11 protein-coding genes are annotated in these 15,840 nt (G+C 66.1%); 6 read left to right on the top strand and 5 right to left on the bottom strand.

What is annotated here, in order from left to right; all coding sequences use genetic code 11:
• Positions 1–52: 52 nt before the first annotated feature.
• The 4 genes from L2D00_04615 to L2D00_04600 all read right to left on the bottom strand — a co-directional run bounded on the left by L2D00_04615 (position 53) and on the right by L2D00_04600 (position 6,094).
• Positions 53–655: a hypothetical protein gene (locus tag L2D00_04615; GenBank protein WBQ13970.1), complete on the bottom strand. Its 603-nt coding sequence runs from the start codon at positions 653–655 to the stop codon at positions 53–55.
• 211 nt (positions 656–866) lie between these two features.
• On the bottom strand, positions 867–4,109 hold the full coding sequence (locus tag L2D00_04610) for an autotransporter domain-containing protein (GenBank protein ID WBQ13969.1): 3,243 nt from the start codon (positions 4,107–4,109) through the stop codon (positions 867–869).
• A gap of 195 nt (positions 4,110–4,304) precedes the next feature.
• Entirely contained in the window at positions 4,305–5,708 is a 1,404-nt protein-coding gene (gene glnA, locus L2D00_04605; GenBank protein ID WBQ13968.1) for a type I glutamate--ammonia ligase, read from the bottom strand.
• A 47-nt stretch (positions 5,709–5,755) separates the two neighbouring features.
• On the bottom strand, positions 5,756–6,094 hold the full coding sequence (locus tag L2D00_04600) for a P-II family nitrogen regulator (protein WBQ13967.1): 339 nt from the start codon (positions 6,092–6,094) through the stop codon (positions 5,756–5,758).
• Between the two features lie 137 nt (positions 6,095–6,231).
• Here L2D00_04600 and L2D00_04595 point away from each other — a divergent pair, with 137 nt between their 5' ends.
• From L2D00_04595 to L2D00_04570, 6 genes are all read left to right on the top strand, one after another.
• Entirely contained in the window at positions 6,232–7,743 is a 1,512-nt protein-coding gene (locus tag L2D00_04595; GenBank protein ID WBQ13966.1) for an NAD(P)H-hydrate dehydratase, read from the top strand.
• A gap of 69 nt (positions 7,744–7,812) precedes the next feature.
• Complete coding sequence (locus L2D00_04590) at positions 7,813–10,080, top strand: NADP-dependent malic enzyme (GenBank protein ID WBQ13965.1); 2,268 nt, start codon at positions 7,813–7,815, stop codon at positions 10,078–10,080.
• 88 nt (positions 10,081–10,168) lie between these two features.
• The gene (gene lpdA, locus L2D00_04585; GenBank protein ID WBQ13964.1) at positions 10,169–11,584 is read left to right on the top strand and encodes a dihydrolipoyl dehydrogenase; all 1,416 of its coding nucleotides are present in this window, start codon (positions 10,169–10,171) and stop codon (positions 11,582–11,584) included.
• A gap of 203 nt (positions 11,585–11,787) precedes the next feature.
• Positions 11,788–13,029 carry a hypothetical protein gene (locus L2D00_04580; GenBank protein WBQ13963.1) on the top strand — a complete coding sequence of 414 codons (1,242 nt, stop codon included), beginning with the start codon at positions 11,788–11,790 and terminating at the stop codon, positions 13,027–13,029.
• 68 nt (positions 13,030–13,097) lie between these two features.
• Positions 13,098–14,102, top strand: coding sequence for a lipoyl synthase (gene lipA / locus L2D00_04575; protein ID WBQ13962.1), 1,005 nt, complete (start codon positions 13,098–13,100; stop codon positions 14,100–14,102).
• A gap of 2 nt (positions 14,103–14,104) precedes the next feature.
• A complete protein-coding gene (locus tag L2D00_04570; protein ID WBQ13961.1) occupies positions 14,105–14,617 on the top strand; it encodes a type II toxin-antitoxin system RatA family toxin in 513 nt (170 codons plus the stop codon).
• On the opposite strand, the gene L2D00_04565 is transcribed toward L2D00_04570, so the two are convergent.
• A complete protein-coding gene (locus L2D00_04565; GenBank protein ID WBQ13960.1) occupies positions 14,614–15,831 on the bottom strand; it encodes a DUF3089 domain-containing protein in 1,218 nt (405 codons plus the stop codon). The two genes, L2D00_04570 and L2D00_04565, sit on opposite strands and share 4 nt — an antisense overlap.
• Positions 15,832–15,840 lie beyond the last annotated feature (9 nt).

The raw sequence follows: 15,840 nt of genomic DNA, 5'->3' as shown, positions 1-15,840 counted from the left end.
ATGGACGCGCGGGCTTCGGATTGGAAAGCCTTCTCGCAGGCGGGCGCAGCGCTCAGAAGAACCGCGATCGTCGCTGCAGGCGCCGGCAGCCGGCCAGTTGCCGGTCATACTGGCGGGCATCTCGCTCCACCTGGCGCGCGGCACCGATCAGCCAGTCCTTGCCGCGATAGGTGGCCCGGTTAAAGCCGGTATGACCCTCGTGATAGGCCAGATACAGATTGTACGGGTCGTCCAGCCCGATGCTGGAGAGCTGGCGGCTCTTCTGGGAATACCATCCCACGAAATCGACAGCGTCGGCGAAATCGGTGCGGCGCGCGCGCCGGTTTCCGGAATCGCGCTGATACCATTCCCATGTCGTGTCCAGCGCCTGGGCGTATCCATAGGCGCTGGACGGGCGGCCTCTGGGGACAATGCCAAGCAGGCGCTGGCGCGCCGGGCGGGCGCGGGCGTTGAAACTGGATTCGCGCTTCAGGATGGCAAGCTGGACGCCGGGCGTAATGCCCCAGCGGCGCTCGGTGCGCTGCAGGGCGCGCCACCAGGACCGGTTATCCTCCAGCAGCAGACAGGCATCATGCGCCTGCTCCGGCGGGCGCGAGGCGCAGCCTGTCAGCGCCAGTGCAGCGGCGAGCAGCACAATGTGGGTCCAGCGGATCATGCGCCGGAGAGTGCGTCAGCAGGGTTAACAAGGGCTCAAAACGGCCCGGTACGGTCCCCGGTCCCTGTGTCAGGGACCGGGGACCGGGTCCAATGCCGGCGGCCGCAAGGGGAACGGCCACGCCAGCTTTCCGGGCAACACGTATGGGGGACTGGTTTATCCGGACCCTGCAAAGATAGGCGAACACCCTCATGGGTGCAATACAAATCGCCTAGAAGGCGAGGCGAATCAGGATGCGGGCCGTGTGGCGGATGAAGTCATCGCGTACATCGGCGTCATAACCGAAGGTGAAGGTCGAATAATTCGACCCTGCCGACAAACCGAAGCCGAGCAGAACACCCGAACCCGGGACTGCACGCGGATTGAGCGTGAAGGCCGCGCCGTCGGGCCCGAAGCGGGCCACGGTGTCTGGTGCCCGGTTGGAAAACTCGCCGCGATAGCCGATTCGCAGGGACGGCAGCCACCAGGACGTGTCATTGCCGAACCGGCGCGCCGCGGTGAGGGTGGCCGCACCGAGCAGCGTCGAGGATTCCCGGTCGTCGATATAGAGCGCCAGGCGCGCAGCCGTATCGGCGTTCAGGCCTTCGGCGGTCTCATTGAACGCGCTCTCAAACAGGCTCAGATAGGTCAGGGTGGCTTCCGGACGGATCACCCAGCGGCCTTGCGTGAAGTCGCGGCCCACACGGCCCGAAGCGGTGAAGTGCCAGCCGCTCCAGTCCGCGACGGTCAGAGCGCTGAAGTCCTGAATGCGGATACTGCGCTCGGTCTCGAACCGGTCGAACCCGACCCCGGCGGAGCCGGACACATCAAACCCGCCGACATCCATACCGAAATAGGCACCGAACTGGCCGGTGAAGGCCACCATCGGATCATTGAATCCTTCATGGCGGCGCATGTCGCTGCTGGCACCCGATACGCTGAGACCAACCGCGTAGAACGGCCCCCAGGGGATGTCCACGCCTGCAGCAAGGCCGATACCCTGGCCGCGATAGCCCGGATCGGTGACCATGCCGCCCGCGCGGTCAACGAAGTAGGCAAATTCCTGTATCCAGATGCCCGCCAGCTGGTCAGGTGCGCGGCGCGCATTTTCAAGACGGGCCGCCAGGGCGCCGGCCGCCGCATCATTGGACGCCAGCGCAAACTGGATGGCGCTGCCGGCATAGTCAGGCAGGAGCTGGTCATAGGCACCGAAGAATTCGCTTTGGGTGCGCAGGGCCGCGATCGCTGTTCCCAGGCCGTCCACAGCATCGAACGCGGCGAGCGCCTCGCTGTAGGCGGCCGCCCGGTTCGCGTTGAAGCCCAACTGGTCGGCGTTCTTGCGCTCCAGGCTCAGGATGAGCGTATTGGGGTCGGTGTCATCGCGCCGGACTGACGCATTGTAGATGTAGGGCGCATCGGCCACGGTCAGCAGCTCGGATTCATTGCTGATCGTCAGGGTCTGCGCCGTGATCAGCTGGAAATCGCGCCCGCCGCCAACCAGCTGAGCCAGGCTGATGGACAGGTCTGATCCGTCCAGGAAGGACACATCGCCGCTGGCGTTGATGAAGGCGTCGGTACGCCCCGCAGAATCTATACGCAGGTCGAGGACCCCGCCGGAATTGAACACGGCGTTGGTCAGCTCGACGGCATTGGCACCGGTCAATGTGATGCGCCCGTCGGTGACCGACACATTCAGCTCGCCGCCGCCATTGGTGATCGCGCCGGTCAGCCGGGCCCCGTTGATCACAAGCGTATCATTGCCGCCGCCAAAACTGACATCGCCCAGCAAATCGCCCGACAGGAGTTCAATTGTGTCGTTGCCGTCGCCCAGCATCACGTCGCCGATGATGGCCGCGGTCAGATCAGTAACCGGATTGCCTTCATCGTCGACCGGGGCCGTCTGGCGGATCAGCAGGCCGGCATCGTGATTGCGTGCGTCGATGGCGATCGTGGACACCGGGTCAGCACCATCGGCCAGATTGATCGCCCGGGCCGAAATCGTGCCCGAGTTATCGATGCGGTCCAGTGACTGGGTGTTCACCGTGATTGCGGTCGCGGCCTGTCCGCCGCGCTCCACCAGAGCGAAGATAGTCCCGCGTTCGTTGAGGATGCGGCGGATATCGGACCCCTCATCCAGGACCAGGGCAAACGCGCGGCCGGTGCCATGCGCAGCGTCATCAAAGCCGTCATCCTCAAAGCCGAGGCTCGACGTTGCGCGCAGTTCGGCGCGATTGTGGAACGTGTCGAGTTGCGCGCCGGCTCCCACGCGCAGGCCTGTCGCGTCTGCGTCAAAGGCGGCTGCATCGATGGCACCGTCATTGCGCATGCCCGTCTCGGTCAGGATGACGGCGCGCATCACGCCGCTCACATCGCGTCCGGCGATCAGGAAAGCGGTCGCGTCACGCCCGTCAAACACGCCGCGGGCGGCGACAGTGCCCCGGTTGACGACGCTGTAGCCGAGCGCTTCGGGACCGGCATTCGGGTCAATATCGGCTTCAGCGACACCGAAATTGGCCGGCAGGACCGTCCCGCCGATCACCTGGTCCTGTGCCGCGGCCTCGCCCGGGCGCAGTTCGACGGCGCTGCCGCGACCGCTGCTCTGGCTGATGACCGACGAGGTGCCAATGAAGACGCCATTCTGCACCGATCCGGCAATGATCACGGCCGAGTTGGCATTCTGTGACACATCCAGGCCGGCGAGCTGTTCGAACAGGTCACGTGCGACCCGGCTGGGGACGCGGTAGCCGGTGACGTCAATCGGGCCGGTCAGACGGATGCCGCCGCCGACAGGGCCTTCGACCACCACGCCGGACCCGTCCGGCGTCACGGCGGAGACGGCGCGAATCTCGACATCGCCACCGACGCCATTCTCGATCGAAACGCCACGTGTCCGCTCGCCGCGCACATTGACCTGGCCCTGCAGCAGGACATCGCCGGTGACGCCCGCGACGGTGCGCACGCCGAAGCTGTTCTGGCCCGCGACATCGACGACGCTGCTCACCCCGGCGGCCAGCGAGCCGTCAAAGGCGGCCTGGCCCGGGACTGCATCAAAGCTGCCGTCCACAGCCCCAATGAGAATGCCTGTCTTGTTCTGGTCTTCGGCAAACGGCCCGTCAGGAACGCCGCTGTCCTCGTCGACCGGGGCCACAAAGGGGTCGCTGAGAGCGATGACGCCGCCATGGGCCACGTCCGCGGTTGTCCCTGGATCGACCTGGATGCCAACGGCGCCATCCTGATCGGCGATCTCGATGCGTGAGCCGGCATTCGTTGTGACCGTGTTGTTGGAATTGACCCGCACGGCCGGCCCGGGTTGTCCGGTCAGGGTGACACGGCCGCTGGGCGCAATGACGATATTGCCAGCGGTGGCTGTATCAATCGGGGTGGTGCGCTCGTTCTCAACGCGGGTTTCCTGGGCGAGGGCCGGGCTGGCGGCGATCGCAAGGGTCGAAACGGCGGCGAGAAGGCTGCGGCGCATGCGGCGGGTCTCCAGACTGGTCGCCTGCATCGTGCAGACACAGAACGTCGGATCAAGTGTCTAGCCCATGATGCGTCCGGCGTCGACACTGCAGCGGCGCTGCGGCAGCGGTTGCAGGCGCAGGCCCGCACGCAAACGGCCGGCCCGGATATTCCGGGCCGGCCGCTGTGCCGGTTGGCTGGCGCGCCAGGCGTGTCAGACTTTGTAATAGAGCTCGAACTCGACCGGGTGAGGGTGGTGCTCGATGCGCGTCACCTCTTCCATCTTCAGCTCGATATAGGCGTCGATCTGGTCGTCATCGAATACGCCGCCCTTCTTGAGGAAGTCACGGTCGGCATCGAGCGATTCCATCGCCTCGCGCAGGGAGCGGCAGACGGTGGGGATGTCTTTGAGCTCCTCGGGCGGCAGATCATAGAGGTCCTTGTCCATCGCCTCGCCGGGATGGATGCGGTTCTCGATGCCGTCGAGGCCGGCCATCAGGAGCGCGGCGAAGGTGAGGTAGGGATTGCCCGCCGCGTCGGGGAAGCGCGTCTCGATGCGCTTGGCCTTGGGTGAGGATACGTGCGGAATGCGGATCGAGGCCGAGCGGTTGCGCGCCGAGTAGGCGAGCAGAACCGGCGCTTCGAAGCCGGGCACCAGACGCTTGTAGGAATTGGTCGAGGCGTTGGCGAACGCGTTGATCGCGCGGGCGTGCTTGATGATCCCGCCGATATAATACAGGCAGATATCGGACAGATCGGCATATTTGTCGCCGGCGAACAGGGGCTGTCCGCCCTTCCAGATGGACTGGTGCACGTGCATGCCGGACCCGTTATCGGCATAGACGGGTTTGGGCATGAAGGTCGCCGTTTTGCCATAGGCGGCGGTGACGTTGTGGATGACGTATTTGTAGAGCTGCATCCGGTCGGCCATCGTGGTGAGCGTGGCGAATTTCATGCCCAGCTCATGCTGCGAGGGTGCCACTTCGTGGTGGTGCTTTTCCGGCTGCATGCCCAGATCGGACATGACGGTCAGCATTTCAGAGCGCATGTCCTGAAGCGAATCGATGGGCGGGACGGGGAAGTAGCCGCCCTTGGGCCCCGGACGGTGGCCGAGATTGCCGCCTTCGTATTTCTTGGACGAGTTGTACGGGCCTTCCTCGGAGTCGAGGATATAGCCGGTATCGTTCTGCTTCACGCTCCAGCGCACATCGTCAAAGACGAAGAATTCAGCTTCCGGGCCGAAGAAGGCGGTATCGCCAATGCCCGAGGCCGCGAGGAATTTTTCAGCCTTCTTGGCGGTGGTGCGCGGGTCGCGGTTATAGGCTTCGCCGGTGGACGGATCGAGCACGTCGCAGATGATGTTCAGCGTCGTCTGCTGGAAGAACGGGTCGATATGGGCGGTGTCGACGTCCGGCTTCAGCGTCATGTCCGACTCGTTGATGGCCTTCCAGCCATTGATCGAGGAGCCATCGAACATCTGCCCGTCTTCGAAGAAGTCCTCGTCGACCATGTCCTTGTGGAAGGTGACGTGGTGCAGCTTGCCGCGCGGATCGGAAAAGCGCAGGTCGACATACTCGACATCCTGCTCTTCCATCAGTTTCATGATCTTGTCAGACATTGAGGTAGGGCTCCGGTCAGGGGGTTAGTAAGGGCAGGGGCGGGCGCTCAAAGCGCGTCATCGCCGGTTTCGCCGGTACGGATGCGGATCGCCGCCTCCACCGGCATGACGAAAATCTTGCCGTCGCCGATGCGCCCGGTCTGGGCGGCGTTAACGATGGCCTCGATGGCGGCGTCCACCCGGGCGTCAGGCAGCACCAGCTCGATCTTGATCTTGGGAAGGAAGTCGACGACGTACTCGGCGCCGCGATAGAGTTCGGTATGGCCCTTCTGGCGCCCGAAGCCCTTGGCTTCGGTCACGGTCAGGCCCTGCAGGCCGATCTCCTGGAGGGCTTCCTTCACGTCATCGAGTTTGAACGGTTTGATGATCGCTTCGATTTTTTTCATGTCGGCCTCCGCATCGTGGGGCACGCTAGCCGGGCGCTGCGCCCAGGCAATGTCTGCGCACGGGCCTCGATGCCAATGGCTGAGCGGCGCCCTGTCATGAGGCGCCCGTGCACGCCGGTGAAGCGCAGGAGACGCTTATGAACCCTGATCACGCCCTCCTGACGCCTGGGGCCATGGCGCGTGCGGATCAGTTCGCGATCTCGCGGGGTGTGTCAGGCGCAGCGCTGATGGAGGCCGCGGGCCGGGCCATTTCGGATGCCATATCGGCCCGCTGGGCACCCCGACCCACCGCGGTGCTGTGCGGGCCCGGCAATAATGGCGGGGATGGCTGGGTGGCGGCGCGCTTTCTGGCGCAACGCGGCTGGCCGGTGCGGGTGTTTTCCGCCTGCCCGGTCGGGGCATTGAAAGGCGATGCGGCGGGCGCGGCGAAGGGCTGGACCGGACCGGTGGAGGCGCTGGACGGCTGCGATCCAGGGACGTTCGGCCTGGTCATTGATGCGCTGTTTGGTGCCGGCCTGTCCCGGCCGCTGGACGGTGAGGCAGCGCGGCTGGCGGCGGCTTGCGGACACGGCACCATTGTTGTGAGCGCCGATGTGCCCAGCGGCCTCGATGGCCTGGGTGCCAAAGCCGGCGGGCCTGTGTTCCAGGCCGCTCTGACCGTCACGTTTCACCGGCTCAAACCCGCCCATGTGCTGCAGCCGGGCCGGGCGCTCTGCGGAGAGATCGTGTGCGCCGATATCGGCATCCCGGCGGGCTGGGAGCACGAGGCCGTGCCTTGCGGCGAGCTCAACCATCCCGATCTGTGGCCCGTGGCGGGGCTGGAGCTGGAGGCGGGCACCCACAAGCATGCGCGTGGCCGGCTGCTGGTATTGTCAGGTCCGCCGGGTGCCAGCGGGGCCGCACGGCTGGCCGCGAAGGCGGGGCTGACCGGCGGAGCCGGGTTCGTGACGCTGGCATGCCCGCCCGGCGCAGTGGCGGAGGCAGCGGTTGACCCGCTGCTGGTCACGCGCGCTCTGGGGCAGGGCGACTTCAGCGCGGCGCTGGCGTCGGCGCGTGCCAGCGCGGCGGTGCTGGGGCCGGGCGCGGGGCCGGATGAGGCGTTGAAAGCGCGCGTCGCGGCGGCCTGCGCCGCACGCATTCCGCTGGTCCTGGACGCCGATGCGCTGAGCGTCTTCGCCGACGCGCCGGAAACGCTTTTCAGCCAGCTGCATCCGCGCTGCGTGCTGACGCCTCATGCCGGCGAGTTCGAGCGCCTGTTCCCCGGACTGGCTTCGGGCGCGATCAACAAGATCGAGGCAGCGCGTGAGGCGGCGCGTCTGGCCCACGCCGTGATCGTCTTCAAGGGCCCCGATACCGTCATTGCCGCGCCCGGCGGGGCGGTGCGGGTCAACGTCCATGCCAGCGCGCGGCTGGCCACCGCAGGCACGGGCGATGTGCTGGCCGGGCTGACCGGGGCATTGCTGGCGCAGGGCCAGATGCCATTCGACGCGGCATCTGCCGCCGTCTGGCTGCATGGCGATGCGGGCCGGCGGCTGGGGCCGGGCGCAAGCGCGGGCGATGTGCTGGCGGGCCTGCCTGACGCGCTCGGCCGGGAACGCGACCGGCGCGTGCGGGTGCGGGCTCTGCAGCGCCTCGCCGTCACCCGGTAGCCGTGCGCGCAGGGCCAGCGTATAGCTGCCGCGCTATTCGTTTCTATTCCTCGCTGACCGGAATGCGCCATGTCTGAAATCGAACGCCTGTCCCAGACCGATGAAGATGCGCTGGCGTTTCACCGCGCCGAACCGGCCGGCAAGATCGCGCTGCAACCCACCAAGCCGATGGCGACCCAGCGCGATCTCGCGCTGGCCTATTCGCCCGGCGTGGCCGCGCCGGTGCGCGCCATCGCGGCCAATCCCGACGCCGTCTACGACTACACCTCCAAGGGCAATATGGTCGCCGTGGTGTCCAACGGCACAGCGATTCTGGGTCTTGGCGATCTGGGGCCGGCGGCGTCCAAGCCGGTGATGGAAGGCAAGGCGGTCTTGTTCAAGCGCTTTGCCGATATCGATGCCTTCGATCTGGAGATTGCCTACACCGATCCTGACCGGTTCGTGGACTGTGTGGCGGGCTTCGGTGACACGTTTGGCGGCATCAATCTGGAAGACATCAAGAGCCCGGAATGCTTCGAGATCGAGGCGCGCCTGCGCGAGATGCTCGACATCCCGGTCTTCCACGATGACCAGCACGGCACCGCGATCATTGCCGCGGCGGGTCTGATGAATGCCTGCCGCCTGACGGGCCGTACGCTGGAGGAGGTTCGCCTGGTGCTGATCGGTGCCGGCGCGGCGGGCCTGTCGGTGCTGGAGTTGCTCAAATCGCTGGGCGTGCGCGACGAGAACGTCACGATCATCGACCTCAAGGGCGTGGTGCACTCCGACCGCAATGATCTGCACGAGCGGCTGCGCCGTCATGCGCGCCGCACGCCGCTGCGCACGCTGGAGGAGGCGATGGTGGACGCCCATGTCATGCTGGGCCTCTCGGCGGGCGGGATTGTGACCCCGGCCATGGTGAAATCCATGGCACCCGATCCGGTGATCTTCGCCATGGCCAACCCGACCCCGGAGATCATGCCCGATCTGGTGCGCGCCGTGCGCACCGATGCGATAGTGGCTACGGGCCGATCCGATTTCCCCAATCAGGTCAATAATGTGCTGGGCTTTCCTTACATATTCCGCGGCGCGCTGGATGTGCGCGCCAGGACCATTAATGAGGAGATGAAGCTGGCCGCCGCCCACGCGCTGGCTGATCTGGCCCGTCAGGATGTGCCCGATGAAGTTGCGGCCGCCAACAAGTCCGGCGCGCTGAAATTCGGGCGCGATTACATCATTCCCTCACCGTTCGATCCGCGCCTGCTCAGCTTCGTGCCGCCCTATGTGGCGCGGGCGGCCGTAGAGTCCGGCGTGGCGCGCATCGCGCTGAAAGATCCGCAGGATTATGGCCGGCGCCTGGCGCGGCGCCTCGATCCGACGGCGGCTCTGCAGCAGCGCATCACCGCTTCCATCAAGGGCACCGGCAAGCGCATCGTGTTCGCCGAAGGCGAGGAGCCCAGCGTCATCCGCGCCGCTCACGCCTTCCAGTCCCAGGGGCTGGGGCGCGCGGTGCTGGTGGCGCGCGACGATATTGCCCGGCGCAACATGCGAGAGCTGGGCTTGCCGGAGGATGATCTGGAAATCTGGAATGCCCGGCTGTCGGACCACAATGCCGACTATGCCGACTGGCTGTACGAGCGGCTGCAGCGCCGCGGCTATCTGCGCCGGGACGTGCAGCGCCTGGTCAATAATGACCGCAATGTCTTCTCCGCCTGCATGCTGCGGTTTGGCGATGCAGACGGCATGGTCACCGGCGTCACGCGCCACTTCACCAACACGATGTCAGATATCCGCCTGGTGCTCGATCCGGCACCGGGCGGGCGGATCATCGGTCTGTCCATTGCGCTGGCCAAGGGCCGCACGCTGGTGATTGCCGACACCAATGTGACCGAGTTTCCCGACGCCGGGGATCTGGCTGAAATCGCGGAAGGTGCAGCCCATGCGGCGGGGCGCCTGGGCCTGTCGCCGCGGGTCGCCTTCCTGTCCTATTCCACCTTCGGCAACCCGCCCGGCGAACGCACGGCCAAGGTCCAGCGTGCGGTCGAGATACTGGAAGAGCGCGGCGTGGCGTTCGAGTATGAGGGCGAGCTGGCCGCCGACATCGCGCTCGATCCCGACCATCATGAGGCCTACCCGTTCTCGCGCCTGTCGGATGCGGCCAATGTGCTGATCATGCCGGCAGTGCACTCGGCCTCCATCGCCACGCGCCTTCTCAAGGCGGCGGGCGGGGCCACGGTGATCGAAGGCCTGTTGATCGGGCTCGAGAAATCGGTCCAGATCGCGCGTGTCGGCTCGCCCGTGTCTGACATCGTCAATCTGGCCGGCATGGCGAGCTTTGATTTGACCCGTCGTGACTGAGGTGCGGCGCGCATCGCCGTGGCGCGGTTGATTTTCCATGTCTGCTGGGGGATGACCACAGCACACCTGTCCGCAGAGCGAGACCCCCATGTCCAAAACGCGCTTTGATCTGATCGTCATTGGCGGCGGTCCGGGCGGCTATGTCGCCGCGATCCGCGCCTCCCAGCTCGGCATGAAGACCGCTCTGGTCGAACGCGAGCATATGGGCGGTATCTGCCTGAACTGGGGGTGCATCCCCACCAAGGCGCTTCTGCGCAGCGCGGATGTGTACGAGCTGTTCCAGCGTGCAGACGAGTTTGGCCTGGCGGCGGACAATGTGCGCTTCGACCTCGGCGCTGTCGTCAAGCGATCACGCCTGGTGGCCAAGCGCCTGTCGTCGGGCGTCTCCGGTCTGATGAAGAAGCACAAGGTGACGGTGTTCGATGGCGAAGCCAGCCTGCAGCCGGGCGAGGCGGCCCCGGATGTGGTGGTGAACGGCAAGGACGGCCAGCAGCACACCTTGTCTGCCGATCACGTGATCCTGGCCACCGGTGCGCGCGCCCGCACCCTGCCCAAGGCGGGGCTGGAGCCGGACGGCAAGCTGATCTGGACCTATAAGGAGGCCATGGTCCCTGAAACCATGCCCGGATCGGTGCTGGTCATCGGGTCAGGCGCTATCGGCATGGAGTTCGCCAGCTTCTACCACACCATGGGTGCGCAGGTGACCGTTGTGGAGATGGTCGACCGCATCCTGCCTGCGGAAGACGCGGAAATCTCTGGCATTGCCGAAAAGACCTTCCGCAAGAAGGGCATGACCATTCTCACGTCGGCGCAGGTCGGCGGCCTCAAAATGGGTGCGAAAACCGTCACGGCTCAGGTCACCGGCAAGGACGGCAAGGCGCAATCCATCGAGGCCGAGCGGGTGATTCTGGCCATCGGTATTACCGGCAATGTGGAAGGCATGGGGCTGGAAGACCTTGGCGTGACGGTGGAGCGCGGGCATGTCGCTGCCGACGGGTACGGGCGCACGAATGTCAAAGGGCTCTATGCCATCGGCGATGTCGCCGGTGCGCCCTGGCTGGCGCACAAGGCGTCCCATGAAGGCGTCATCTGTGTCGAAGCCATTGCCGGGCTTCATCCGCATCCCATCGACAAGACCAATATCCCCGGCTGCACCTACTGCCACCCGCAGATCGCATCGGTGGGTCTGACCGAGGCGCGCGCCAAGGAGGCCGGACACGCACTCAAAATCGGCCGCTTCCCCTTTGTGGGCAATGGCAAGGCGATTGCGCTGGGCGAGGATCAGGGCCTGGTCAAGACGATCTTCGACGCCAAAACCGGTGAATTGCTGGGTGCCCACATGATCGGCGCGGAAGTGACCGAGCTGATCCAGGGGTTCGCGGTGGGCCGCACGCTCGAAACCACCGAGGCCGAGCTGATGCATACGGTGTTCCCGCATCCCACGCTCAGCGAGATGATGCATGAAAGCGTGCTGGACGCCTATGGGCGCGCGCTCCACATCTAGCCGACAGGCCGGTTCGCGGGTGCCAAGAACCGCAGGCTGAATTTATCGTTTTTCGGAAAATTTCTCTTTGATATCGAGTTTCGATATGTTATCGAGTTTCGATATGGTTGGTCCCATACGAGAGACTGCCGCCCTGCCCGACGGGACGCCAGGCCAAAAGGCCGGCACCCGGCGGGGGCGGAACCGCACGAGGAGAGACGCCTATGATCAAAGTGTTCAAGTCGATCGCGCTGGCCGCCCTGGCCGCTGCCGCCGTTCTGGCGGGGCCGGCCTCTGCGCAGTATGTCGGCGGCAATCTGCAGCTGGACCTGGATGAACGCGGCGATATCGGCATTGCCGGTGCCAATGTGCGCCTGACCGGCCGGGTCGGCGGCACGGTGTCGGTGGCGTCTGCCGATTTCTTCACCAGTGCCGATATCGGCGGCGATCTGGAGATGGCCGCCGCGAATGTCACCGTGGCCGGCCCCGTCCATGGCGATGTGACGGGCATTGCGGCGAACATCACGCTGGATGCGCCTGTGGGCGGCGATTTCGACGCGGCGGGGGCCAATGTCACGCTGCTCAGCGTGGTCGGCGGCGATATGAGCGCGCGCGGTGCCGTCATCACCATCGGGCGGGAAGCCCGTGTCTCGGGCGAAGCCGATTTTGCTGCGCGCGAGATCATTGTCGACGGCGTCTTGGGCCAGGGCGGCAAGCTGGGGGCGCGCGACATCAGCATTTCGGGCACAGTCAACGGACCGCTGGATATGGCGGGGCGCGATATCAGCTTTACGGCGAGCGCGCGGATCGAGGGCCCGGTGACGGTGCGCGCACCCAACCCGCCGCGGGTGGCCGAAGGTGCGGTCATGGGTGAGCTGACCTATGTCGAAGCGCCGTTCGTCGAGGACAACCACGCGCGCAATGATGTGTCGCTGAGCTTCCTGCCGTCGCCGTGGGCGGTCGGGGGTGTGCTGGGTGCCAGCGCATTCATGCTGGGCTTTCTCGCATCGGTGATCGTGCCGCGCGGTGTCGCCGCCGTGGCGCTGGCCTTCCGCCGCCGCCCGTGGGTCTCCGGCTTTCTGGGCCTGGTGGTGCTGGCCATGTCGCCGGTGCTGATTGCCACCTTGATGGTGCTCCTGATGATCACGATCATCGGCATTCCGCTGGCTGTGCTGCTGATCCTGGCGGCACCCATCCTGTACTTCCTGGCGTTCGCGTTTGGCGGCGTGGTGATCGGCGACGCGGTGATGAACCGTTCGGGCGGGCGGGCAGGCCTGGGCTTGCGCATCGCATCGCTGTTCCTGGCCATCATCGCGATCATCGCGCTGAGTGCCGTGCCGGTGCTTGGCTTCATCATCCTTCCGGTGGTCCTGTGCATCGGTCTGGGGGCCTGGACCCTGGCGATCTTCGGGCGCGAGTCGCTCAAGGGCCTGGAGGCAGAGGCCGGCGCGCCCGACGCCATCTGATCTGACGTGTGTTGCAAGCGCCGCTGCGCCCCGTTGGCGCGGCGGCGCGCCTTTTCAGCAGGGCGCGCTTGAACCTGCCGCGCGCGAGGTCCATCTTGCGCGCCATGACGACGCTCATCGACGCCCGCACCGCCCGCGCCCAGCGCCATCCGGAAAAGCAGAAGCGTGAAGACACGCCGGTTCTGCGCAAGCCGGACTGGATTCGCGTGCGCGCGCCTGCGGGCGCCGTGTTCGCCGAGACCCGCAAGCTGGTGAAGGACAACAACCTCGTCACCGTGTGCGAGGAGGCGGGCTGCCCGAACATTGGCGAGTGCTGGTCCCAGAAGCATGCCACTTTCATGATCATGGGCGACACGTGCACGCGCGCGTGCAGCTTCTGCAACGTGAAGACCGGCCTGCCGGCCGCGCTGGACGCGGACGAGCCGCGCCGCGTCGCCGAGGCGACTGCCACCATGGGGCTGGAGCATGTGGTGATCACCTCGGTGGACCGCGATGATCTGGCCGATGGCGGCGCGCAGCATTTCGCCGAGGTCATCGCCGCGATCCGCGCCGCGACGCCGAAGACCACAATCGAGATCCTGACCCCGGACTTCCTGCGCAAGGCCGGCGCAGCCGAACAGGTGATTGATGCGCGCCCGGATGTGTTCAACCACAATCTGGAAACCGTGCCGCGGCTCTACCTCTCCATCCGTCCCGGTGCGCGGTATTATCACTCCCTTCGCCTGCTGGAGCGGGTCAAGGAGCGCGATCCTTCCCAGTTCACCAAGTCCGGCCTGATGGTGGGCTTGGGCGAAACGAAGGAAGAGGTCATGCAGGTTATGGACGACATGCGCTCAGCCGGTGTCGATTTCCTGACCATCGGCCAGTACCTGCAGCCGACGCGCAAGCACGCGGCGGTGGAGCGCTATGTGACACCGGACGAGTTCAAGGGCTATGAGACCATCGCGCGTGCCAAGGGCTTCCTGATGGTGTCGGCGTCTCCGCTGACGCGCTCGAGCTATCATGCCGGAGAGGATTTCCAGCGCCTGCGCGCCGCACGCGCGGCGGCGCTGGCCTCGGGGCGCGCGGTCTAGCCGTGTCCTCTGAGCACGTCGAACGCCTGCGCCTGCGCCACAGGCCCGACGATCTCTTCGATCTGGTCAGCGATGTGCGCGCTTATCCGCGCTTCATCCCCCTGATCAGCGCCATGCGGGTGATGCGGGAGGACGTGACCGCCGGTGTCGGCGAGCTCGACGCCGAGGCGCGGGTGCGCTTCCGCTTTGTGCGTGAGCGCTTCACCACCCGGGTATCGCTCAAGCGCCTCGAGCGCCGGATCGATGTGGAATACCTCTCAGGCCCGTTTGATGATCTGGCCAATCAGTGGCGGTTTCATGCGCTGGAGGACGGATCGACGCTTGTGGATTTCTGGATCCGCTATCATTTCCGCAATCCGATCCTGCAGGTGCTGGTGGACACCAATCGCTCGCGCGCGATCCGCTATCTGATCAATGCGTTCCGCACAGAAGCCGAAACCCGGTTTGAAACCGTCGGCGCGCGCGATTATGCCCTGTCCGGTGCGCTGAACGATTTTCGCGCTGCCGGCAGCTAGCCGCCGCGCATCGGCACAACCGGGGCCACGTCGATCTCCTCAATGTCCTCCAGTGGCGGGGCCCATCGGCGTTCCTCCGCCAGCAGGCCCGCCAGCGTCTCCAGGCGGCGCTCCGCATCGATGCGGATATCCATGTAGAACAGGTTGGAGGTAGGCGTGCGCCGGTCCTCACCGACCCGCGCCGCCCGGCGCAGGGCCCGGGTGCGCGGCTGGTCGATCATCAGCACGCCGTCCTCGCACCGGGTGCCGGTCTGGCCCGCCATGGGTGAGGGGGTGTCGGTCAGGTCGAGGCCCTCTGCCGCTGCGCCGCCGCGATGCAGGCGGGCCGGGGCGTAATCTTCTGCCGTGGTCCAAAGCACAGGATTGACGCACAGCAAGGCCCGGCCGGTGACTGGCACCAGATCGCCACTGGCGTCCCATGCGCGGGCGCGCTGGGTGATGGCTTCAATCCGCCCGCGCTCATTGGACCGCGCGGCGGCCCATGCGATGACGCAGCGCACGTCCTCGGGCCGGTGGCAGGGCGGGACATCTGCCAGCGGTCCGGCGAACAGGTCCAGCGGCACGGCCGTTTCCATGAGGTAGGCCGCAGCCAGACGCGCGCGCAGCTCAGGGTTTGGTGCCACCTGATGGATCAGCACGCCCAGCGCCTGGCTGGCACCCTGTCCGGCGCCCGCAATGATGAAAGGCCGGTCGGGCCCGATCTCGCGCGCAAAGGCGTCGAAGGCCGCGCGCACATCCTCGAACGCCAGCTGGCGCGCCTGTACGGAGTCCTCGCGATTGTTGAGGAACGTATACAGCGCCGCCTGGCGGTAATGCGGGGCGTAAAGCGCGGCGTCATGGACCAGAAACGGGGCGGCAAAGTTTGGCAGTGCCGAGCGCGCGATGACCTCAGCCTCCTGCGGCCGGTCGAAAGGCGCATTCCAGTGCGCGCCGCCTTCGTAGGTGGTGGGGTGCACGAAGAACACCGCCGCTGTGTCCGGATCCTCGGGTGGTGCGGAGGGTCGAACCGCCCAAGCCTCGGCCAGGGCGTAGTCCGGCGCGGGTGGGCGCTCATAGGTCTGGAACGGAATGCCCGGATCAAGAAAGGTTTGGAAAATCTGCTCGCGCATGATCCAGGCGGCGATCAGGGTCAGCACAACGAACAGCGCCGCCCCGGCCAGTACGAGACGCCAGAGCCAACGGCGCAGAAGCGGGATGGAAGGGGCCGGGATCATGGCAGACAG

This window comes from Hyphomonadaceae bacterium BL14 (assembly GCA_027627705.1).
Classification (GTDB): domain Bacteria; phylum Pseudomonadota; class Alphaproteobacteria; order Caulobacterales; family Maricaulaceae; genus Oceanicaulis.
The sequence above is the reverse complement of the archived record's forward strand: the minus strand, read 5'-3'. Positions and strand labels throughout refer to the sequence as shown.

Excerpts from the sequence above, each read along its gene's own strand:
- lpdA (WBQ13964.1), top strand. The coding sequence starts at position 10,169 with ATGTCCAAAACGCGCTTTGATCTGATCGTCATTGGCGGCGGTCCGGGC.
- L2D00_04615 (WBQ13970.1), bottom strand. The coding sequence starts at position 655 with ATGATCCGCTGGACCCACATTGTGCTGCTCGCCGCTGCACTGGCGCTG.
- L2D00_04610 (WBQ13969.1), bottom strand. The coding sequence starts at position 4,109 with ATGCGCCGCAGCCTTCTCGCCGCCGTTTCGACCCTTGCGATCGCCGCC.
- L2D00_04595 (WBQ13966.1), top strand. The coding sequence starts at position 6,232 with ATGAACCCTGATCACGCCCTCCTGACGCCTGGGGCCATGGCGCGTGCG.
- glnA (WBQ13968.1), bottom strand. The coding sequence starts at position 5,708 with ATGTCTGACAAGATCATGAAACTGATGGAAGAGCAGGATGTCGAGTAT.
- L2D00_04590 (WBQ13965.1), top strand. The coding sequence starts at position 7,813 with ATGTCTGAAATCGAACGCCTGTCCCAGACCGATGAAGATGCGCTGGCG.
- L2D00_04580 (WBQ13963.1), top strand. The coding sequence starts at position 11,788 with ATGATCAAAGTGTTCAAGTCGATCGCGCTGGCCGCCCTGGCCGCTGCC.
- L2D00_04565 (WBQ13960.1), bottom strand. The coding sequence starts at position 15,831 with ATGATCCCGGCCCCTTCCATCCCGCTTCTGCGCCGTTGGCTCTGGCGT.
- L2D00_04600 (WBQ13967.1), bottom strand. The coding sequence starts at position 6,094 with ATGAAAAAAATCGAAGCGATCATCAAACCGTTCAAACTCGATGACGTG.